This window comes from Neisseria zoodegmatis (assembly GCF_900187305.1).
Classification (GTDB): domain Bacteria; phylum Pseudomonadota; class Gammaproteobacteria; order Burkholderiales; family Neisseriaceae; genus Neisseria; species Neisseria zoodegmatis.
This window is the reverse complement of sequence record NZ_LT906434.1, coordinates 1,057,476-1,078,207: the sequence shown is the minus strand read 5'-3', so window position 1 is coordinate 1,078,207 and position 20,732 is coordinate 1,057,476. Positions and strand designations below refer to the sequence as shown.

At 50.3% G+C, this 20,732-nt stretch carries 18 protein-coding genes and 1 tRNA gene; 13 read left to right on the top strand and 6 right to left on the bottom strand.

Going from position 1 to position 20,732, the window contains the following annotated elements; all coding sequences use genetic code 11:
* Window positions 1-136: 136 nt before the first annotated feature.
* The gene (gene dsbD / locus CKV66_RS04975; RefSeq protein ID WP_085363915.1) at window positions 137-1,936 is read left to right on the top strand and encodes a protein-disulfide reductase DsbD; all 1,800 of its coding nucleotides are present in this window, start codon (window positions 137-139) and stop codon (window positions 1,934-1,936) included.
* A 207-nt stretch (window positions 1,937-2,143) separates the two neighbouring features.
* Window positions 2,144-2,530: a fluoride efflux transporter CrcB gene (gene crcB, locus CKV66_RS04970; protein ID WP_085363881.1), complete on the top strand. Its 387-nt coding sequence runs from the start codon at window positions 2,144-2,146 to the stop codon at window positions 2,528-2,530.
* A gap of 68 nt (window positions 2,531-2,598) precedes the next feature.
* Here crcB and CKV66_RS12865 read toward each other — a convergent pair whose 3' ends face one another.
* Complete coding sequence (locus CKV66_RS12865) at window positions 2,599-2,757, bottom strand: lipoprotein signal peptidase (protein WP_095197842.1); 159 nt, start codon at window positions 2,755-2,757, stop codon at window positions 2,599-2,601.
* Between the two features lie 39 nt (window positions 2,758-2,796).
* Window positions 2,797-5,940, bottom strand: coding sequence for a right-handed parallel beta-helix repeat-containing protein (locus CKV66_RS04960; RefSeq protein ID WP_231990525.1), 3,144 nt, complete (start codon window positions 5,938-5,940; stop codon window positions 2,797-2,799).
* Between the two features lie 740 nt (window positions 5,941-6,680).
* Between CKV66_RS04960 and pheS the strand changes: the two genes are divergently transcribed.
* The 9 genes from pheS (at window position 6,681) to CKV66_RS04910 (ending at window position 14,734) form a co-directional block, all read left to right on the top strand.
* On the top strand, window positions 6,681-7,670 hold the full coding sequence (gene pheS, locus CKV66_RS04950) for a phenylalanine--tRNA ligase subunit alpha (protein ID WP_085363884.1): 990 nt from the start codon (window positions 6,681-6,683) through the stop codon (window positions 7,668-7,670).
* 4 nt (window positions 7,671-7,674) lie between these two features.
* The gene (locus CKV66_RS04945) at window positions 7,675-7,962 is read left to right on the top strand and encodes a hypothetical protein (RefSeq protein WP_085363885.1); all 288 of its coding nucleotides are present in this window, start codon (window positions 7,675-7,677) and stop codon (window positions 7,960-7,962) included.
* Window positions 7,963-8,082: 120 nt separating this feature from the next.
* A complete protein-coding gene (pheT, locus tag CKV66_RS04940; RefSeq protein ID WP_085363886.1) occupies window positions 8,083-10,446 on the top strand; it encodes a phenylalanine--tRNA ligase subunit beta in 2,364 nt (787 codons plus the stop codon).
* Window positions 10,447-10,521: 75 nt separating this feature from the next.
* Window positions 10,522-10,824 carry an integration host factor subunit alpha gene (locus CKV66_RS04935; RefSeq protein ID WP_054598949.1) on the top strand — a complete coding sequence of 101 codons (303 nt, stop codon included), beginning with the start codon at window positions 10,522-10,524 and terminating at the stop codon, window positions 10,822-10,824.
* Window positions 10,808-11,134: a hypothetical protein gene (locus tag CKV66_RS04930; protein ID WP_085363887.1), complete on the top strand. Its 327-nt coding sequence runs from the start codon at window positions 10,808-10,810 to the stop codon at window positions 11,132-11,134. Before CKV66_RS04935 ends, CKV66_RS04930 begins: the two co-directional genes overlap by 17 nt.
* A 36-nt stretch (window positions 11,135-11,170) precedes the next feature.
* Window positions 11,171-11,247 (top strand) — tRNA-Pro (locus tag CKV66_RS04925).
* Between the two features lie 324 nt (window positions 11,248-11,571).
* On the top strand, window positions 11,572-12,648 hold the full coding sequence (prfA, locus tag CKV66_RS04920; protein WP_085363888.1) for a peptide chain release factor 1: 1,077 nt from the start codon (window positions 11,572-11,574) through the stop codon (window positions 12,646-12,648).
* A 239-nt stretch (window positions 12,649-12,887) separates the two neighbouring features.
* Complete coding sequence (locus CKV66_RS12530; protein WP_095197905.1) at window positions 12,888-13,094, top strand: lipoprotein signal peptidase; 207 nt, start codon at window positions 12,888-12,890, stop codon at window positions 13,092-13,094.
* A 116-nt stretch (window positions 13,095-13,210) separates the two neighbouring features.
* Entirely contained in the window at window positions 13,211-14,734 is a 1,524-nt protein-coding gene (locus CKV66_RS04910) for a helicase HerA-like domain-containing protein (protein ID WP_085363889.1), read from the top strand.
* Between the two features lie 34 nt (window positions 14,735-14,768).
* Here the strand turns inward: CKV66_RS04910 and CKV66_RS12525 are convergent, their stop codons facing one another.
* Window positions 14,769-14,930: a lipoprotein signal peptidase gene (locus tag CKV66_RS12525; RefSeq protein WP_085363890.1), complete on the bottom strand. Its 162-nt coding sequence runs from the start codon at window positions 14,928-14,930 to the stop codon at window positions 14,769-14,771.
* Window positions 14,931-15,032: 102 nt separating this feature from the next.
* On the opposite strand from CKV66_RS12525, the gene CKV66_RS04900 reads away from it, so the two are divergent.
* Both CKV66_RS04900 and ftnA read left to right on the top strand, forming a co-directional pair.
* Window positions 15,033-15,929 (top strand): tyrosine-type recombinase/integrase, encoded by an 897-nt coding sequence (locus tag CKV66_RS04900; protein ID WP_085363891.1) that lies wholly within the window; start codon window positions 15,033-15,035, stop codon window positions 15,927-15,929.
* A gap of 395 nt (window positions 15,930-16,324) precedes the next feature.
* Complete coding sequence (gene ftnA, locus CKV66_RS04895; protein ID WP_085363892.1) at window positions 16,325-16,825, top strand: non-heme ferritin; 501 nt, start codon at window positions 16,325-16,327, stop codon at window positions 16,823-16,825.
* A 66-nt stretch (window positions 16,826-16,891) separates the two neighbouring features.
* Here the strand turns inward: ftnA and rpoH are convergent, their stop codons facing one another.
* From rpoH to CKV66_RS04880, 3 genes are all read right to left on the bottom strand, one after another.
* Window positions 16,892-17,755 (bottom strand): RNA polymerase sigma factor RpoH, encoded by an 864-nt coding sequence (gene rpoH, locus CKV66_RS04890; RefSeq protein ID WP_085363893.1) that lies wholly within the window; start codon window positions 17,753-17,755, stop codon window positions 16,892-16,894.
* A 328-nt stretch (window positions 17,756-18,083) separates the two neighbouring features.
* Window positions 18,084-19,631 (bottom strand): apolipoprotein N-acyltransferase, encoded by a 1,548-nt coding sequence (gene lnt / locus CKV66_RS04885; protein ID WP_085363894.1) that lies wholly within the window; start codon window positions 19,629-19,631, stop codon window positions 18,084-18,086.
* An 86-nt stretch (window positions 19,632-19,717) separates the two neighbouring features.
* Window positions 19,718-20,596 carry a DUF808 domain-containing protein gene (locus CKV66_RS04880; RefSeq protein ID WP_085363895.1) on the bottom strand — a complete coding sequence of 293 codons (879 nt, stop codon included), beginning with the start codon at window positions 20,594-20,596 and terminating at the stop codon, window positions 19,718-19,720.
* Window positions 20,597-20,732: the final 136 nt, after the last annotated feature.

The following is a 20,732-nucleotide window of genomic DNA, read 5'->3' as shown; positions in this document are numbered from 1 at the left end:
CTGAAAAATACGGGTTGGAATATTGCTTGTAAGAATCGGCAGCCTTATCCGTCTCTTTCTACGTATGCCGCTTAATACTGCGGCTGCACATTCCGCTTCAGAAGATTATTTGAATACCCAAACCTTAAAATCCGATATGAAAAAGCTACTTTATTTCTTTACCGCATGGCTGTGTTTGGCCGGCAGCGTTTTCGCCCAAGTGGACGCGTCTAAGCTGCTGCCGCCCGAGCAGGCTTTTGTTCCCCAAGTCAATGTAACCGATCAGGGCATCAATGTGCAGTTTGCCGTTGCCGAAGGCTACTACCTCTACCAATCGAAAATCTCGGCCGAAACCTCGCCCGAAGGCTTGCTCGCCGACGCACAATTCAGCAAAGGCGAAGAGAAAGAAGACGAATTTTTCGGCAAGCAGACGGTTTACCACCACGCCGCGCAGGTTAACTGGCCTTACGCCAAGCCGCAGCAAAACTACCGGCTGACCGTGAAATACCAAGGCTGCGCGGAAGCGGGCGTGTGCTATCCGCCCACGGAAACGGCGTTCGACATCAAAGGCAAAGGCTTGTATCAGCCCGAATCAGCCGCACCGCCTTCCGGCAAAAACCGCTTTCTGCAACCCATGCCGGTTTCAGACGGCCCTGCCGCAACACCAACCCGAAACAGCACCGAAACCAGCCGTTTCAAGCTTTCTTGGGATACTCTGGGCGCCAATTTATTGGCGTTTTTTGTCGCCGGACTGGGCTTGAGTTTCACCGCCTGTATGTATCCGCTGCTGCCGATTGTTTCCAGCATTGTGGTCGGCGATAAAAACGCCTCCAAAGGCCGCGCCTTCGCCTTGTCTATGGTTTACGTGCAGGGCTTGGCGCTGACGTACACTTTGGTCGGTATTACCGCAGGACTGACCGGCGCGCTGCTGACCGTATGGCTGCAACAGCCTTGGGTAGTGCTGGCTGCTGCGGCTGTGATGGTGGTGTTGGCCTTGTCGATGTTCGGCGTGTTCACCCTGCAACTGCCCGCTTCCATTCAAGGCTACTTTCAAAACCAAAGCAGCAAACTGAGCGGCGGCAAAATCGCTTCGGTGTTTGTGATGGGCATGCTCTCCGCCCTGATTGTCGGCCCCTGCGTCGCGCCGCCGCTGGCTTTTGCACTCGGCTACATCGGCCAAACCGGTGATGCGGCTTTGGGCGGCATTGCACTCTACGCTCTGGCCTTGGGTACGGGCGTTCCGCTGATTGCCATCGGCACGTTCGGCGGCCATATCCTGCCCCGCGCCGGCGGCTGGATGGACGGCATCAAATACGCTTTCGGCTTTATCTTGCTCGCCGTCGCCGTTTACCTTGCCACGCCCTATATTCCGTATTTGCTGGTGGTGGCGCTGTACACCCTGCTGATGATTATTCCTGCCGGTCTGCTCTTGGCAGGCATGCGCAAGCAGTCAGGCCGTCTGAAAACCGTTTCGCTGATTTTAGGTTCGGTTTTGCTGGCAGGCGGCTCTTGGTTTGCTTATCAAAGCGCCAACAGCCAAAGCACCGCCCTGCACCACTTCCTGACCCTCACGCCGCCCGCCGCCGATTCTGCCAGTGCGCACGGGCAGGTATATACCGATGTAAACGAATTGAAAGCCGCAATGCAGGCCGCTTTGCAACAAAACCCCAATCAGCCCGTACTGCTTGATTTTTACGCAGACTGGTGTATTTCATGCAAAGAAATGGCGGCCTACACGCTGAACCAGCCCGAAGTGCATCAGGCTGTGGGCATGAACCGCTTCTTCCAAATCGATGTAACCGCCAATACGGCCGAACATCAGGCTCTGCTGAAAGAATACGGTTTGTTCGGCCCGCCGGGTATTTTCATTCTCCGTGCCGACGGCAGCCGCAGCGAAGCTTTGCTCGGCTTTGCCAAACCCGATGCGTTTATCCGTTGGTATCAGGAAAATAAATAAACCGGTTCGATCAATTAGTTGCGGCGGCTTGCCGAGTCAATACCTGAAGCTTTAAAGCCGCTCGTAACGATTGATTGAAATACACTTGAGGCCGTCTGAAACTTTTCAGACGGCCTCAAGTTTTGGATAATCATCAATCTGATTTCATGGGCTGTACATCTCACAATCGATGATTTCCCAATATGTCGTTCATAAAGGTAAAACAAAATGCCGGTCAACCTTTCCGCCGTTGTGATGGGCGCTGCTTTGGGTGCTCTGTTGCGTTGGGCATTGAGCCATTGGTTCGCTCACACATTTTCATGGTTCGCCTTCGGTATGCTGGCTGCCAACTGGATCGGAGCTTATATTATCGGCATCATAGCCGCCCTTTCCGAACTGTTTCCTTCCATCGATCCGCATTGGCGCTTGCTGCTGATTACCGGATTCTTAGGCAGCCTAACCACGTTTTCAGGCTTTTCCCTTGAAGTGGTCAACATGCTGAACTCGCAGCGTTGGGGCGCAGCCATAGCCGTCTCTTCGCTGCACTTGTTTGGTTCGCTCATCCTAACGGCGCTCGGCATGATGACGGTACATCTCTTTCGCAACCTATTCTGAACACTGAAATATCCATATAAAACAGCCGAAAACAGATAATTCCGTTTTCGGCTGTCACTTTATCGGCATCAGCAAGCATGAGATCTTTGCAAAATCCTCAGATGTGGATGCAGTTCAAGGCGTAGCAGCACAGCGAGTGCAGACATATCATACAGATAGACAAACGAGCGGGCAGCGCACAACGCAGAAATGCGCCGCAGATGGGGGTTTTGCAAAGGTCTCAGCATGTTTGTTACCCATCATGCCGCCATACCTTTTACCAAAACTTAAACGATATACGCCGATACCTCGCTTTGCCATTGCTCTGCCTGCATATCCGCCGACTGCCTGTATTCCGCCACGATAACGCTATCGGCAAAGGCAGCATGGTTTTGCTTACCCAGCAAGCCGGAAAGATTCAGTTCGGCAATGGAAAGCAAATCGTCCAATGCCGGAGCGTGATGAGACTCTGCAAACAGTTCATCATCTTGATCGTCCTCTCCCAATACTACCGATTCGGAACGAACCGAAGGCGCCATACTGCCTGCATCGCGATGCACGGGCACACCGGAAATACTGTCGGTACCGATATCCCATTGCACATCAGCTGCGCTCTCTTCGTCTTCAGGCGAGAAACCCGCTGCCGGCTTGTTAATGTGCTGCACTTTGCCCAACGGTTTATTGTTGTGAGTGTTTCCATCGGCAAAAACATCGGCTTTACTGCGCTCAATCCAGCTGCGGTAAAGCGCGCCTTTGAGATCGGTGATAATGTCGTTGCCATTTACATGCAGTTCAGGTATTTCATTACCGGCGCGGCCCAACACACTAATCAACGGCTTGTTCATAGTGCCGTGGATTTCAAACTGGTTGTTGGTTACATGATAGCTTTCGGCATTACCGATCATCTGAATACCTTCCATACTGCCGTCTGAATGTTTGCGTATGATCAGGCTGTTGTCATCATATGTTACTTTGCCGCGAAGCTTACCGTTATTGCTCTGCTCGTTGATAAATACGGCCATATTTCCCGGCAAAATCGACCCGATGTTCATTTTATTGCCTGAAATATTGATATCGCTGGCGCCCGGGCCTTTTTCTCCAGTACGGCGGTCACGGGTATCGTTGATAATCGCAATCATATATTTGCTGGATTCGCCTTCGATCACATTATTGCTGATGTCCAACTTATAATGCATCTTCTGCTCATGGTTGCGGAATTCAATACCGTAGGTATGCTGGGCATTCTTATATACATCCAAATTCTTAATGGTATTGCCGCGAATTTCAAAATTACCCGTATCGCTGCTGCCTAAATCTCTGAATTGGGTATTGGTCTGCAATTGAATACCGGAATAGCCGTGATAGGTGTACTTCGGATTGTCATTAACCGCCAAACGGAAGTTTGGGTCTTGGATAATGGTGTTATCAGTAATTTTTACGTTATCCATCGTAAATTGACGGTTGTACACAGCAATACCGTGAAGTCTGTCGCCTATCAACATATTGTCTTTAATCACAACATCGTCGCCGTCGTGAACATCCAAGCCTTTGCGGTAGTTGTGGTCGGTTTTATTGTTGGTATAGGTAATGCCATAGTTGTAGCTACCTGCCATGCTGGCAATACCGTATCCCGTGCCTCCATCTGCCTCATGGCCGTTCCAAGCCAGCTTGTTGCCATTGGCTAAAAAATCTTTTTGATAAGCGACCAACGCTCCCGCTACCCGGTTGTGATGCAAGTAGCTATCGACAATACGGTTGTTTTCGCCTAGCGGAAGATTTTCGTAATGCTCGTCCACTTCTTTCAAAATCAATCTGGCTTTATAGGTTCTGCCTCTAGTGCTTTCTGGGTCTTTCTGCAAAGTCTGAGTTGACGTGAAAAACACGCCGGCACGGTTTGCGCCGGAAACTTCCACCTTGCTGATCAAGGTGTTGTCGGCATCATTAACCAAAATACCGTTTACTTTGCCGAAATAACTTTGCCCTTTGCGGTAAAAATCAGGATTGGTGTATTTAACCGACAAATCGGCAATGGTTTTATTGCTCTGCCCGTCCACCAAAATACCGGCAAACTCGCGCACATCATCGTCATTGCTATTGGGGTTATAAACACCTTTTTGCGCCTTATCAAAAGACACAACGGTCTTACCCATACCATCACCGAAAATACCGGTAACGCCGGCATTTTTTTCATTCAACACAATTTGGTCGGAAATATACAGATTACCGCTCAAGCGCACGGCCACTTTTTCTTCGTGCGCGGCCGTCAAAGCATTATTAATGGCAGCCAAACTATCGGTCTTGCCCGTTGAGTCGGTGCCGAATTCGGCCGCATCGATGTATTTGCCGTATGTTTTGTGTTGGTAAATATAAAAATGGCCGTCTTTACCGAAACGTACTTCAACGGCTTCGGTGTCATTATTGCCCACTTTTTCTAAAGATTCGGGAGAGATAGCCGCAGCATCGCTGGCAAGTTTTACGGGAGCGACTGTTGCAACCTCAACCGGCTTTTCTGTTTCCGAAAGCTTAGAAGTTAAATCCGTTTCAGCAACAAGCGGAGCTTCTTCTGCGGCAGGAGCTGAAATTTTTGTCTTCGGAGCAGGCTCGGTTTCTGCTTTAACTTCAGCCACAATTTCAGACGGCATCTCATTATTGACAGCAACTTCTTCTTTAGCGGCAACAACTTCTACTTGCTTAGTTTCAACTTCTGTTTGATTGGCTGCAACTTCTGCCTTATCAGCAGCAACTTCCTCAACAAAGTTATTTTTTTCTACCGGTGCTTCATTCACAGCAACTTCCAAACGGTTGCCTGCTACCTCTTCTTTTTCATGAACAAGCGCCTTTTCAGATTCAGACGGCAGTGATCCAAGCTGGGCTTTTTCTTCCTTTTTCACGACCTGTTCAGGTTTGTTGCTCTGAGCCGGTGCAGAAGCTTCTCCCGAAGACTTACCCGAGCCGCCGCCCGCCAAAGCACCAATCAAACCGGCACCGGCCAAGCCGCCTAACGCAAGAGCCAATTTATTTACACCACCTGAAGAAGCACGGTTAACCGTTACTTCTTCCGCCAATAAAGTGGTTTCAGGCACTTCCGAAGCATAATAATGAGCATTACCGCCGGCATCTAAAACAAAAACCTTACCGACACCATTGGGCTTTACATAAATATAGTAATCTTCGATCACAATATCCGGCCGGGCAGATGTGGAGCCTTTTGCACGGATATGCAAATGATTGCCCATTTGCACCAATTCAATGTTTTCGGGCATCAATCCGGTGTCCGCATCCGCCAATTGATAAGCAACATGTTGATCCGCCCGGATATACAAAGGCTCACCCGAACCTTTTTTCACGCTGTATCGGGCAACACCCTCTGCATCAGTAAAGCGGCTACCGCCATCCAATTTGCCCACAGAAATAATCATCTGACTAGACATTTTAAAACTCTCCGTAATGTTAATTAATTATTTTTTATATAAAACAAATAGATAAAATAAAAATCTCAAAAAATCAAAACAATCTAAACGATATTTAACAAATTTAAACAAATATTAATCAAATAACCATTTCGATCATCCCGACTTTATTCAAATATTTTTATTTCATAAGATAAAAACATATTCTCGACACAAATAAAACCACAAAATTAAAACAACAATATGTTTTATATATTTATTTTATCAATCAAAACAAACAACCCAATTTGTAAAAGTAACTTTATTTATTATTACAAATTAAAACAAAAGTTACCATCAATGACGTAATCATGCAAATATTTCTTTGGAATTTTCAGTATGTTTGCACATTTGCAACAAGCAGCAATTCACCTCAAAGGCCGTCTGAAAATCATTTGCCACCACAACAAAAACGGCCGGTTTGCTTCGCATCAAGCATCACTCGGCCGAAAATCAACAATCAATATAAAATTCATGAACTTACACAATGCAAATACACCCAAACATCAAAAAACCAACCATCATTTTTCATATAAACCGCACCTCGCTTTTTGCTTTAGCACGCTGTTTTTTAGGCGCAATTTGCGTTACAATAGCCACCTTTAAAATTGAAGCGGAACGCCTTCGAGGCTGTCTGAAACAGTTTTCAGACGGCCTTTGTTTGTTAATCTTCTCAATCCTCTCAGGCGTCGCGCCGGAACACAGAAAATAAATTAAACATCATGGAAAATGTAAACAGAATCGTTGAAGAAGGCATTTCAGCCGTTAACGAAGCCCTTGATTTTCAAGCATTAGAATTAGTCAAAGCCCGCTATATGGGCAAAACCGGCGAGCTAAACGCCCTCTTGAAACAGCTCGGACAAATGTCGCCCGAAGAGCGCAAAACCGTCGGCGCCCACATTAACGAATGCAAAAACCGTTTTCAGACGGCCTACAACGAAAAACGCGATGCCCTCAATGCCGCCCAGCTGCAAGCCCGCCTTGCCGCAGAAGCGCTGGACGTTACCCTGCCCGGTCGCAGCCAAATCTCAGGCGGCCTGCATCCCGTTACCCTCACCCTTCAACGCGTGGTCGAACTCTTCCACGGCATGGGTTTCGAGGTTGCCGACGGCCCTGAAATCGAAGACGATTTCCACAACTTCCAAGCACTGAATATTCCGCAAAACCACCCTGCCCGCGCCATGCAGGATACCTTCTATGTAGAAAACGGCAACGTATTGCGCACCCACACCTCGCCGATCCAAATCCGCTACATGCTGGACAAGAAAAACCCGCCTATCCGCATCATCGCCCCCGGCCGCGTTTACCGCGTGGACAGCGATGCCACCCACTCGCCCATGTTCCATCAGGCCGAAGGTTTATGGGTGGAAGAAGGCGTAACCTTTGCCGACCTTAAAGCCGTGTTTACCGACTTTATCCGCCGCTTTTTCGAGCGCGACGATCTGCAAGTACGTTTCCGTCCTTCCTTCTTCCCTTTCACCGAGCCTTCCGCCGAAATCGACATCATGGGCGACAACGGCAAATGGCTGGAAGTCGGTGGCTGCGGCATGGTGCACCCCAACGTGTTGAACAACGTCAACATCGATCCCGAACGTTACACCGGCTTCGCCTTCGGCATCGGCCTCGACCGCTTCGCCATGCTGCGCTACGGCGTCAACGACTTGCGTTTATTCTTTGATAACGATTTGAATTTTTTGAAACAGTTTAAGTAATGCCATGCAAAAAATATGGCTGTGGCTCTATTTACTGACATCAGCCCTGCTCATTTTTGCTTTCTATTGTGCACATCGTTCTTCACAATTAGCCGATTTAAAAATCGGCACAGGCGAAATTGAACAAGCTTTGATTTGGAGTGAATACGGAAGCCGGAGCATTTTGGTAGGTGGAATCACAGGATTATGCGCCAGCTTTTTCTTACCTTATTTTCACCATAAAGAAAAAGCAGCATTCATGATTTGCTTTATTTGCGCTTACAGCATACTGGCCGTATTCATCATGATGTAGCACTAACATTTTTCCACTTAAAAAATACAAAACAAATGGGATATGCCGGATTTACACAATCAAGCAACCCAAACCGTTATGTAGTTATATCCAAGTTAATGATATATAAAGAGATAACTCATGCAATTTTCTTATTCGTGGCTCAAAACCCAAGCCGATACCCATCTTTCAGCCGATGAATTCGGCCATTTATTGACCATGTCCGGCCTCGAAGTCGAAGAAGCCGAAACTGCCGCGCCCGCCTTTTCAGGCGTAGTAGTTGCCGAAGTCAAATCGGTAGAAAAACACCCCGATGCCGACCGCCTGAACGTCACCCAAGTCGATGCAGGCACGGGCGGGCTGATTCAGATTGTTTGCGGCGCACCGAATGTGAAGCCGGGTATCAAAGTACCTTGTGCCTTACCGGGCGCGGTATTGCCGAGCAATTTCAAAATCAAGCCGACCAAAATGCGCGGTCAGGTTTCAAACGGCATGCTGTGTTCTACCGACGAACTGGGCTTGCCCGACGACGGCGTTAACGGTCTGCACATTCTGCCTGATGATGCACCCGTCGGCGAAAACCTCCGCAATTATCTGGACTTGGACGACACCGTATTTACACTGAAAATCACGCCAAACCGCACCGATTGCTTAAGCATCAAAGGTTTAGCGCGAGAAACCGCAGCTTTAACCGGCTGTGCATTCCGTCAACCTCAAATTCAGACGGCCTCTATCAACAGCGGCAAAATCCAGCCCGTACGCATTGATGCGCCCGAAGACTGCGGCCGCTTCCTCAGCCGCGTGATTGAAAACGTGAACGCGCAAGCCGCCACGCCCGACTGGATGAAGCAACGCTTGGCCCGCAGCGGAGTGCGCAGTATTTCCGCGCTGGTAGATATCGGCAACTATGTGATGCTGGAAATCGGCCAGCCTATGCACGTTTTCGATGCCGACAAACTTTCAGGCAGCATCATCGTTCGCCGCGCTACCGAAGGCGAAACGTTGGCTTGTTTGAACGAAAAAACCGTTACCTTGTCCGACAACACCTTAGTGATTGCCGACGAAAAAGGCGCATTGAGCATGGCCGGCTTGATGGGCGGCGAAGCGAGCGCAGTTTCAGACGGCACCCGCAATATCGTGCTGGAATCGGCTTGGTTTGCACCTGAAATCATTGCCGGAAAATCCCGCCAATACGGCTTTGGCTCCGATTCATCATTCCGCTTCGAACGCGGCGTCGATTTCGAACTGCAACGCGACGCTATCGAACGTGCCAGCGAGTTGGTTTTGCAGATTTGCGGCGGCCAAGCTGGCGAAATCGTAGAAGCCGTCGGCAAACTGCCCGAGCGTAAAACGGTATCGGTTCGCACCAAACGTGTTGCCAAACTGCTCGGTGTAGCCATAGATGAAGCACGCATCGAAAACATCTTGGCTTCACTTGGTTTACAGCCGCAAAAAATTTCAGACGGCCTCCAAGTTACCTCGCCCAGCTTCCGCTACGACATTGAAATCGAAGCCGATTTGATTGAAGAAATCGCCCGTGTGTACGGCTACGAAAACATTCCCGACGATTACACTTCAGGTCGTCTGAAAATGATGGCGCTGCCCGAAACCCGCCGTCCGCGCTTTGACGTTTACCGTCAACTGGCCGCACGCGCTTATCAAGAAGTGGTCAGCTATGCTTTCGTAAATGAACAGTGGGAGCAGGATTTTGCAGCCAACAGCCATCCTATCCGCCTGCAAAATCCGTTGGCCGCACAATACAGCGTGATGCGCTCAACACTTATCGGCGGGCTGGTAGAAATCCTGCAAAACAACCTCAACCGCAAACAAAACCGCGTGCGCGTGTTTGAAATCGCCCGCGTTTTCCGCAAAGATTCAGACGGCCGTTTCATTCAAAACGAACGCATCGGCGGCTTGGTGTACGGCTCTGCCCTGCCCGAGCAGTGGGGCGAAAAAAGCCGCCCGGTCGATTTTTACGACATTAAAGGCGACGTAGAAGAACTGCTGGCAGGCAAACATGCCCAGTTCGTCAAAGCAGAACACCCTGCCCTGCACCCCGGCCGCACCGCAGAAATTAAAATCAACGGAAAAACGGTCGGTTTCATCGGCGAACTGCACCCGCAATGGCTGCAAAAATACGATCTGCCCCAAGCTCCGCTGGTTTTCGAAGTAGATATGGCTGCCGTATTGGAACAAGAAAAAACCGTTTACCGGCCCGTTTCCAAATTCCAACCGTCCCGCCGCGATTTGGCCTTCGTGTTGCCGGAAAGCACCGGCTATGCCGAACTGCATGCCGCGTTAAGCAGCGTCCGCAGCCCGCTGATTCAGGAAATCGCCCTGTTCGACGTATACCGAGGCACCGGCCTGCCCGACAACATGAAGAGTATGGCAGTGAAAATCATGCTGCAAGATATGGAAGCCACGCTTACAGACGAAGCCGTAGAGCCTCTTATAGCAGAGTTAATCAAAGCGGCTGAAAGTGCGGGGGCGCAACTTCGCGGCTAAAAAAAACCTTATTCACTTGAATTCTAAAAAAAAATTAGTAATAATCCCCACCTATTGAAAAACGAAGGTAATAATATGACATTAACGAAAGCCGAATTGGCAGATATTTTGGTAGAAAAAGTAAGCAGCGTAACCAAAAACGATGCCAAAGAAATCGTCGAACTCTTTTTTGAAGAAATCCGCGCCACCTTAGCCCGTGGCGAAGAAATTAAAATTTCCGGATTCGGCAACTTCCAGCTGCGCGACAAACCGCAACGCCCCGGCCGCAACCCCAAAACCGGCGAAGAAGTGCCGATTACCGCCCGCAGAGTCGTTACTTTCCATGCAAGCCAAAAACTCAAAGGCATGGTGGAGCACTACTATGACAAACAACGTTAATACCATCCCCGTTATTCCGGCCAAACGCTATTTCAGCCTGAACGAAATGTGCGAACTGGTGCAAATCAGCCCTGCACAATTTTCTCAATGGCAGCATGAAAACGGCGTGGTAGTAGGCTACGGCGGCAATAACTATACCCGTTCCGACGTATTAAAGCTGATCAAGCTCAAAGACACGTTTACCCCTTTTGTAGATACTTTTACCCATAACGCACTGGATGCAGAAGGCAACCCTGCCATTCAAGCCGATGAAATGCGGGATGAACTGCAAAAAATGCTGGGTGAAATTGAAAAAACACTTGCCAGTTGAGTAATGTGACTTTATAATCCCGTTCTCTTTTCGAGTCGGAGTGTGGCGCAGTCTGGTAGCGCACTTGCATGGGGTGCAAGGGGTCGAAGGTTCGAATCCTTTCACTCCGACCAACAATAAATAAAAAAGTCAGCTAAGCGTTAGCTGGCTTTTTTATTTATCAAAAAACAGCTTTAATGAACTGCCTGTTTAAATCAGATAAAAATACCCGCAGATACGGAAATCGGTAAAGCTTTTGTCAAACAATCAACCGCCATTTTGCCCGTGCAAGAATCTGCACATAGCAAAACAACGGTTTTCCCCAAAAGACTTTTATCGATATCTTAAGCATTTCAGGCCGTCTGAAAATTTTATCTCCATCATCGAAGTCAGATTCTTGATTCGTGTGCTTGGTCAGACTTCCCCTTATTTTCAGACGGCCTTTACCGGAAAACACTATGAAACCATCAATTTTGGACAAACTCCAACAACTGGCCGACCGCCTCGAAGAAGTTACCCACCTGCTCGGCCAGCCGGAAGCCACCGAAGATATGGACAATTACCGCAAGCTGACCCGCGAACATGCGGAAATCACGCCTGTGGTAGAAGTCTTCCATCAATATACTCAGGCGCAAAGCGATTTGGCGGAAGCGGAAGAAATGCTATCTGACCCGGAAATGAAAGAATTTGCCGCCGAAGAAATCGAAAACGCCAAAGCGAAAATCGAAACTTTGGATACAGAATTGCAAAAACTGCTGTTGCCGAAAGATGCCGACGACGACAAAAACATCTTCATCGAAGTCCGCGCAGGTACCGGCGGTGATGAAGCTGCGCTGTTTGCCGGCGACCTGCTAAGAATGTACAGCCGCTTTGCCGAACGTAGCCGCTGGCAGGTAGAAATCGTTTCCGCCAACGAAAGCGACTTGGGCGGCTATAAAGAAGTGATTGCCCGTATTGTCGGCTTAGGTGCTTACAGCAAACTGAAATTTGAATCGGGCGGCCACCGCGTACAACGTGTTCCCGCCACCGAAAGCCAAGGGCGCATCCACACTTCAGCCTGTACCGTAGCCGTGATGCCCGAAGCCGACGAATTGGAAGAAATCCAGCTCAATCCTGCCGATTTGCGCATCGATACCTTCCGCGCATCAGGCGCCGGCGGCCAGCACATCAACAAAACCGATTCTGCCGTGCGCATCACCCACTTGCCGACCGGCATGGTGGTGGAATGCCAAGACGGGCGCTCGCAACACAGCAACAAAGCGCAAGCCATGAAAGTGTTGGCCGCGCGCTTGAATGATGCGCAAAAACGCGAAGCCCAAGCCAAAGAAGCAGCGGAACGTAAAAGCCTCATCGGCAGCGGCGACCGCAGCGAACGTATCCGCACATACAACTATCCGCAGGGCCGCGTAACCGACCACCGCATCAACCTAACCCTGCATAAACTCGATTTTATTATGGACGGCGATTTGGAAGAGCTGACCACCGCTTTAATAGCGGAACATCAAGCCGAGTTGCTGGCCGAAATGGGTGATTGAGACGACTAAACCGTTAAAATTTTCGCCAAAATGTAAAAATCAACATAATACTGTAAAAAATAGTTGCACTATTTGTTTATCTTTGTTAAGATTTGTTTCGTAGCAAGGCCGTTAATTCAGCCGGTTTACATTCCTTTTCATCGATTCTTTTTTTAAGGCCATCTGCTTGATTTCAGATGGCCTCTATTTTTGCGCGCTGCGCTTTCGCTACAGATTCGACCTTTGAAAGGTCGAGACCTTTGCAAAACCCCCATCTGCGGCGCATTTCTGCGTTGTGCGCTGCTCGCTCGTTTGCCTATCTATATGATATGTCTGCACTCGCTGTGCTGCTACGCCTTAAACTGCATCCACATTTGGGAGTTTTGCAAAGGTCTCAGGTCTTTATTCATCTGCATGCCCCCTCAATTCTTCAAATGGCCGTCAGGCCGTCTGAAAAACCGCTGTAACCAATCAACACATTTTAGTAATCGAGACAGCAAACATCACTGAAGAGCCGTTTGCGCCTTGAACCGATTCATAAGACAATATGTGCATCTTCATTCAACCTATCAAGGACATTCTGATGACCACTTTCCCCATCGCCCGTTCAGACGGCAACACGCTGAAAATACAAGGCAAAATGGCCAACCGCCACGGCCTGATCGCCGGAGCGACCGGCACAGGCAAAACCGTTACCCTGCGCCGCATGGCCGAAGCCTTCAGCGAAGCGGGCATTCCCGTGTTTTTGGCCGATGTGAAAGGCGATTTGTCGGGCATCGTGAACGCAGGCAGCGACAGCGGTAAAGTAGCCGAGCGCATTGCCGAATTCGGTTTGGACAGCGGCTGGCTACAAGGCTTTCCCGTGCGTTTTTGGGATGTATTCGGCGAAACCGGCATTCCTGTGCGCGTAACCATTTCCGAAATGGGGCCGATGCTGCTCGCACGTTTGATGAACCTGAACGACACGCAGGAAGGTTTGCTCAATCTGGTGTTCCGCGTCGCCGACGATAACGGTTGGCATCTGATTGATTTGAAAGACTTGCGCGGCATGCTCAAACACGTTGCCGATAATGCCGCCGAATACCGCAGCCAATACGGTAACGTATCGCCCGCCAGCGTCGGCGCGGTGCAGCGGCAATTGCTGACACTCGAAAACGAAGGGGCGGCAAACCTGTTCGGCGAGCCTGCGCTGAATCTGGAAGACTGGATGCAGACCGAAGGCAGCAAAGGGGTGATCAATATTCTGAATTCCGAAAAACTGATGCGTTCGCCGCGCATGTATAGCGCGTTTCTGCTGTGGATGTTGGCGGAACTGTTTGAAACCCTGCCGGAAGTGGGTGATTTGGACAAACCGAAATTCGTGATGTTTTTTGACGAAGCGCATTTGCTGTTCGACAACGCCCCCGCCGCGCTGGTGGAGCAAATCGAACAAGTGGTGCGCCTGATCCGCTCGAAAGGCGTGGGCGTGTATTTCGTTACCCAAAACCCGCTCGATCTGCCCGACACGATTTTGGGGCAGCTCGGCAACCGCGTGCAACACGCTTTGCGGGCATTCACGCCGCGCGACCAAAAAGCCGTGAAAGCCGCCGCCGAAACTTTCCGCACCAATCCGAATGTGAACGTGGTGGAAGCGATTGCCGAGCTTGGCGTAGGCGAGGCGCTGGTGTCGTTTTTGGATGAAAAAGGCATGCCGATGCCGGTGGATCGTGCGCTTGTGTTGCCGCCGCAATCCAACTTGACCCCGCTGGCCGCCTCCGAACGCGACGAGAAGTTCCAAAAAGATATTCTCTACCGCCACTACAAAGATATGGTCGACAACTACTCGGCCTACGAAGCATTGGCGGAGTTGGAGCAGCAGCAAGCCGAAGCCAAGCAGGCCGAAGCCGCGGCGAAAGAGCAGGCCCAAGCGGAGAAAACAACCGCCGCACAGCCGCAGAAAGACGGCGTAGTCGGCGGCTTCTTGGGCGGTTTGTTCGGCAGCCGCAAAAAAGCCAATCAAGGTGTGGCATATGATTTGGCCGACAGCGTGGGCGATCAGATCAACAAGCAAGTTACCCGTGCCATTTCACGCAGCGTGATGGGTGTGATTAAAAACATACTGAAATAAGGTATGGCATGATGAGGCCGTCTGAAAAACATTTTCAGACGGCCTGAGACCTTTGCAAAGCCCTCAGATGTGGATGCAGTTCAAGGCGTAGCAGCACAGCGAGTGCAGACATATCATATAGATAGGCAAACGAGCGAGCAGCGCACAACGCAGAAATGCGCCGCAGATGGGGGTTTTGTAAAGGTTTCGGGCTCATCTTAAATCAAGCCTTTTATCCGGCATCACATACCGCTTACGCTGCGCCGCTTCCAAGCAGTACAATGCGCCTATCTGCTTCCTGTTTTACCCGAACCCTATCATGCAGCTTTCCCGCTTGTTCGACCATCAAGACGACTATCTTCAAACGCTAGTCCAGCAAGGCAAATCCGCTCACACGGTAGCCGCTTACCGCCGCGACTTAACGCAACTGGCCACCCTGCTCCCCACCGACTGCGGTCAAGAACCTGCCGCGCGCAAACATTTTGTCGCCGCCTTGAAAAGCCTTTCACAACAAAACACCGGCGAACGAAGCATGGCGCGCAAACTTTCGGCTTGGCGGCAATATTGCGGATGGCTGGTCCAACAAGGCTTGATGGCCGCCGACCCTACCGAAACGCTCAAAGCCCCCAAAGCCCCCGAACGCCTACCCAAAGCCTTGGAGCAGGAAATGCTGAACCACCTGCTCGACCAGCATGTGTGCGACGAAGCACTCAGCGTGCGCGACCATGCTTTGTTTGAATTGATGTATGGCAGCGGACTGCGTGTCGGCGAAGTCAACGCTTTGAATCTAAGCGATGTTTTGCTGCAAGAAGGCTGGGTAAGCGTGACAGGCAAAGGCAGCAAACAGCGCCGCGTGCCTTTAACCGCCAAAAGCATTGAAGCGATAGAAGCCTATCTGCCGCAGCGCGTTGCCAAAGATAATGAAACCGCTTTGTTTACCAACCGCTTAGGCCAGCGCCTCAGCGTCCGCCAGATTCGCAACCGCCTGCGCGATTGGGCCTTAACGCAAGGCAGCCCGCAACACATTTCCCCGCACATGCTGCGGCACAGCTACGCCAGCCACATCCTCCAATCGGCGCAAAACATCAGAGCCGTGCAAGAGCTACTCGGCCACAGCAATTTATCTACCACGCAAATTTACACCAAGCTCGATTTCGACCATTTGGCGAAAGTGTACGACGACACCCACCCGCGCTCGAAACGCCAAAAAAAGTAGCCGCACGTTTCTCGGTTCAAACGGCTATGCTCACTAAATGCCAAATATGCCCAACATAAAACAGGCCGTCTGAAAATTCAGACGGCCTCAAATCACCACATCCCACGACCGGTATTTTTCAAAACGCTTACCCAACTTTAATCAAATGATAACCCATATCATTTTTTAATTAACCTGAATGTGTTATCTTTGCATGTACGGATATTTCCGGCGCCATAACACTCAAAGATAAAAGCGGAATCATCGCCTTACCACGCCAACGCAGTTCATAAAAACTTAGCCGATAACAACAATCTTCTCGGACGCATTTTTAACAATGCTGCCCGCCCTATTGCACACACCACCGCACCGTTTTTCAACCATTTCCCCTCAACCCTTTACAAAGGAGTGATGTTATGTTGTCTGAAAAAATCGTCAAACACTTAAACGAACAGCTGAATCTTGAGTTTTATTCTTCCAACGTTTACCTGCAAATGTCTGCTTGGGCCGACAGCAAAGGCTTTGAAGGCGCGGCGGCATTTTTGAAAGCCCATGCCGCCGAAGAAATGCAGCATATGCACCGCCTGTTTGATTATTTGAGCGAAACCGGCGCCATGCCTGAAATCGGCACGATTCCCGCACCGAAAACCAACTATAAAGGTTTGAAGGAAATGTTTGAGGCCGTGTACAAACACGAAAAAACGATTACCAAGAAAATCAATGAATTGGTAGAAGCAACCTTTACCGAAAAAGATTATTCGTCTTTCAACTTCCTGCAATGGTATGTCTCGGAGCAGCACGAAGAAGAGCGTTTGTTTAAATCGATTTTGGACAAAATCAATCTGGTCGGCGACGACGGCAAGGGCTTGTATCATGTGGATAAAGACTTGGCCGGCTTGGCAACCGCAGGCAAATAAGCCCTGATACAACAAAGGCCGTCTGAAAATTCAGACGGCCTTTTTACATCATTCAAACATTAAATCTTAAACAGTTGCTTCCGCGTCTTCAGTCAGAAAACCGCGCAGTTTCTGCATGGCTTTGGCTTCAATCTGACGGATACGCTCGGCAGACACGCCGTATTCGGCAGCCAAATCGTGCAGCGTCAAACCGCCGTCGTCTTGCAGCCAGCGGGTTTCTACGATGCGGCGGCTGCGGTCGTCGAGTTTGGCCAAGGCGTTTTGCAGGCCTTCGGTTTGCAAAGCGTAGTGAGCTTTCTGCTCGATTTGCCGGGTCGGCTCGCTGTCGTTGTCGGCCAGCCAGTCAATCGGCGCGAAGCTGTCTTCATCGTCGCTGTTTTCCGCCAAAATGCCGATGTCGCGACCGGTCATGCGTTGTTCCATTTCCAGCACTTCCGACAGTTTCACACCCAAATCGTCGGCGATTTCCTGTGCTTCTTTCGGCGACAGGGCATTCAGGTTTTTACGCATGCTGCGCAGATTGAAAAACAGTTTGCGTTGCGGTTTGGTGGTAGCAACACGCACCAAGCGCCAGTTGCGCAAAATAAACTCGTGAATTTCTGCTTTGATCCAATGTACGGCAAATGAAAACAGGCGTGCGCCGCGAGTCGGCTCGAAGCGTTTCACCGCTTTCATCAGGCCGATGTTGCCTTCTTGAATCAGGTCGGCTTGGTTAAGACCGTAACCATCGTAACCGCGTGCAATCGATACGACTACGCGCAGGTGGGAAAGAATCAGTTGTTTGGCGGCTTCAAGGTCGCCTTTTTGTTGTCGCTCTGCCAGATTGGTTTCTTCTTCGGCAGAAAGCATAGGAATACTGTTTACGGTATGAATGTACTGCTCCAAGCTACCATGACCGCTGGGGACGGGTAATGCAAAGGCGTTATTCATTGTCATTAGTTGGCTTTCCTTATATTATATTGTGCAAGACTTTCGGCGGATGCCTGAGCCTCTGTGGTTTACCGGATACCCGGCTTTCTTATTAAACAGAATTATCGTGTACACATTCAATACATAATAGGTAAAATTTTGTATTTTTTTAAATTTGATTGATTTAAAATATTTGAGTACTTCTATCAGGATTAGTTCCGCATTAAAGCACAGATTATACACGCTGTGTGGATTTATCGTTTCAGACAGCCTGTATATTTTCGGTTTTCGATGGATACCGCAACACCATGCAGGCTGTTAATAAAGGTTGAGGCCGTCTTGAAAGCCTTTATCTGCGCCGTTTTCCTGCGGCAAACAATACCGCTGCGGCAAGACCGAGCAAGATGATTAAGGGCAGCGAACCGCCCATCTTCATGTAAGGGGTTTCGCCAGTATAGCCTTCGATCTTGCCTTCCAATACGGCTTCGGTATCCGGCACGGTCTGGCTGACGATTCGGCCTTTGGGGTCGATAATCGCAGTGGCGCCGGTGTTGGTGGAGCGCACCATATAACGCCCCAACTCCATAGACCGTGCTTGCGACTGCTGCAAATGCTGGAACATGGCGTTGGATTTTCCGTACCACGCCATATTGCTGGCATTGGCGAGCAGCGTGGATTGTTTGGCGGATGCGATTAATTCGTCGCCGAAACCGTCTTCATAGCAGATATTGAACGCGACTTTTTGGTTGGCCATCTGAAACGGCGTTTGGGCATCGCCGCCGCGCTTGAAGTCGGCCAAAGGCATGTTCATCAATTGGTACAGAGGCTCGGTAAGCCACGGCAGGGGTTTGTATTCGCCGAACGGCACGAGATGGTTTTTGGCGTAATACGGAATGTGGTCGGGTCGTTCCGGCTGATAATCGGTAAGATTGATAACCGCGTTTTCATAACCGAGGCCGTCTGAAGTGTATTGGCTGATACCGATTGCCAATGCGCTGCCGTTGGCTTTGGCGCGGGCGGCAAACTGGTCTATCAGACCTTGCGGCAAATCCTGACGCATCATCGGAATGGCGGTTTCCGGCAGAATCACGATGTCGGCTCGGCTGCCGGCAACCTGCTCGTAATAGCGTTTGACCGTGGGGAAAAACTGCTCGGGCGTCCATTTCAGCGTTTGCGGAATATTCCCTTGAGCCAACGCCACGGTGGCAGAGCTGCCGTCGGGGCGGGTAAATTCAATCTGTTTGCCAATATAGCCTGCCGACAGCACCGCCACCAATGCGCCCGCTGCCACGGCACGCTGTTTCAGACGGCCTCTTTTGCCGTCCAGCAGCAACACCAGCCATGCGCCTGTTAAAGCAGTTGCCAACGTTACCAAATGAATGCCGCCCAAAGGCGCGAAACCGGCCAGCGGGCTGAAATCGGCAATTTGGGAATACCCGAGCGCGCCCCATGCAAAGCCGGTGAGCAAACGCTCGCGGGCAAACTCGGTGAGCGTCCACACCAGCGGAATCACCAAGCCGATGCGCACGGTGCGCGACACATTAAATTTGTTGGCCAGCCAAAACGCCACCGCGGGATACAGCGCCAGAAATGCGGGCAGCAGAAAAGTAAGCGGCACGGCATACAGGTTCGGCAGCCCCGACACGGTATGCAGCGCGGTATGAATCCAGTAAAACTGGGCGGTATAGCCGATCAATCCAAACAGATAAGCACTTCTCGCCGCATATTGCGGACGCAGCTCGGTAAGCTTGATCAGAGCGCCGAACAGCAAAGGCATCAGCCAAAAATGATAATACGGCGCAAACGTCAAAGGCGTTGCAAGGGCAATGGCCGGCAACAGCGGCCAATACAGCCACGGCTTTTGCCACACGGTGTCAGCTTTTTCAAAAACATTCATAGGGTTGTGATGATTCGGGTTAATCGGCGTATCAAGATTTGAGGCCGTCTGAAATATAGTTTTCAGACGGCCTTCATACCATATATTTAATGTGCGGCTTTTTTACTGAACATTTTCATGACCGGCAGCACCACCGCACACACCGCCGCGCCGGTCAGCAGGCCGACCAACAACGTGGCAGGGTAGCTGGCCAAGCCTTCGACCACACCGTATTTTTCAAGCAGGTGATGTACGAAGTCGATGTTGTGGACAATGATGCCGCCGCCCACCAAAAACATCGCCAACATGCCGACCACGCTCAGGCCGCGCATAAACCACGGCATAAACAAAATGATGCCTTTGCCTACCGCGCGGGCTAACGCATTGGTTTTATTCATCAGCCACATGCCGAAGTCGTCCATCTTCACGATGCCGGCCACCAAACCGTACACCAGCACGGTCATTCCGATGCCGATTACCGACAACACCAGTGATTTGGTCAGCACGCCGAAGCTGCCCACCACGCCCAGCGCAATGATGATGATTTCGGCAGACAAAATGAAATCCGTGCGGATAGCGCCTTTGATTTTGGTTTTTTCATCTACGATTTCATCGCCAACGGCTTCATGCGCTTCGTCGCCACTGTGTTTGTTTAGAAACTTGTGCAGTATCTTTTCCACGCCTTCAAAACAGAGAAACGCGCCGCCGATTACCAGCAAAGGCTTAATCAGCGACGGAATAAAAATAGACAGCAGCAAAGCCGCCGGCACCAAAATCACTTTATTAATCAAAGAGCCTTTGGCAACCGCCCATACAATCGGCAGCTCGCGGTCGGCCGACACGCCGGTAACTTGGTTGGCGTTCAAAGCCAAATCGTCGCCCACCACGCCGGCGGTTTTTTTCGCAGCCATTTTCGTCATCACGGCCACGTCGTCCAACACGGAAGCAATATCATCAAGCAGAGTAAAAAGAGAGGCAAAAGCCATAGTGTTTCCTGAACAACAAGTTTGAAATAGCGCGCATTATAGCCGATTTCGGAAATTTGTTTTCAGACGGCCCGACCAATGGCATCGAGGCCGTCTGAAAAGGTATGGCCAGTGCCAACCGCCCCGCCTGCTTCGT

Bases quoted from the DNA above. Each gene is read 5' to 3' on its own strand.
- dsbD (WP_085363915.1), top strand. From the start codon at position 137: ATGAAAAAGCTACTTTATTTCTTTACCGCATGGCTGTGTTTGGCCGGC.
- crcB (WP_085363881.1), top strand. From the start codon at position 2,144: ATGCCGGTCAACCTTTCCGCCGTTGTGATGGGCGCTGCTTTGGGTGCT.
- CKV66_RS12865 (WP_095197842.1), bottom strand. From the start codon at position 2,757: ATGCTGAGACCTTTGCAAAACCCCCATCTGCGGCGCATTTCTGCGTTG.
- CKV66_RS04960 (WP_231990525.1), bottom strand. From the start codon at position 5,940: ATGTCTAGTCAGATGATTATTTCTGTGGGCAAATTGGATGGCGGTAGC.
- pheS (WP_085363884.1), top strand. From the start codon at position 6,681: ATGGAAAATGTAAACAGAATCGTTGAAGAAGGCATTTCAGCCGTTAAC.
- CKV66_RS04945 (WP_085363885.1), top strand. From the start codon at position 7,675: ATGCAAAAAATATGGCTGTGGCTCTATTTACTGACATCAGCCCTGCTC.
- pheT (WP_085363886.1), top strand. From the start codon at position 8,083: ATGCAATTTTCTTATTCGTGGCTCAAAACCCAAGCCGATACCCATCTT.
- CKV66_RS04935 (WP_054598949.1), top strand. From the start codon at position 10,522: ATGACATTAACGAAAGCCGAATTGGCAGATATTTTGGTAGAAAAAGTA.
- CKV66_RS04930 (WP_085363887.1), top strand. From the start codon at position 10,808: ATGACAAACAACGTTAATACCATCCCCGTTATTCCGGCCAAACGCTAT.
- prfA (WP_085363888.1), top strand. From the start codon at position 11,572: ATGAAACCATCAATTTTGGACAAACTCCAACAACTGGCCGACCGCCTC.
- CKV66_RS04910 (WP_085363889.1), top strand. From the start codon at position 13,211: ATGACCACTTTCCCCATCGCCCGTTCAGACGGCAACACGCTGAAAATA.
- CKV66_RS12525 (WP_085363890.1), bottom strand. From the start codon at position 14,930: ATGAGCCCGAAACCTTTACAAAACCCCCATCTGCGGCGCATTTCTGCG.
- CKV66_RS04900 (WP_085363891.1), top strand. From the start codon at position 15,033: ATGCAGCTTTCCCGCTTGTTCGACCATCAAGACGACTATCTTCAAACG.
- ftnA (WP_085363892.1), top strand. From the start codon at position 16,325: ATGTTGTCTGAAAAAATCGTCAAACACTTAAACGAACAGCTGAATCTT.
- rpoH (WP_085363893.1), bottom strand. From the start codon at position 17,755: ATGAATAACGCCTTTGCATTACCCGTCCCCAGCGGTCATGGTAGCTTG.
- lnt (WP_085363894.1), bottom strand. From the start codon at position 19,631: ATGAATGTTTTTGAAAAAGCTGACACCGTGTGGCAAAAGCCGTGGCTG.
- CKV66_RS04880 (WP_085363895.1), bottom strand. From the start codon at position 20,596: ATGGCTTTTGCCTCTCTTTTTACTCTGCTTGATGATATTGCTTCCGTG.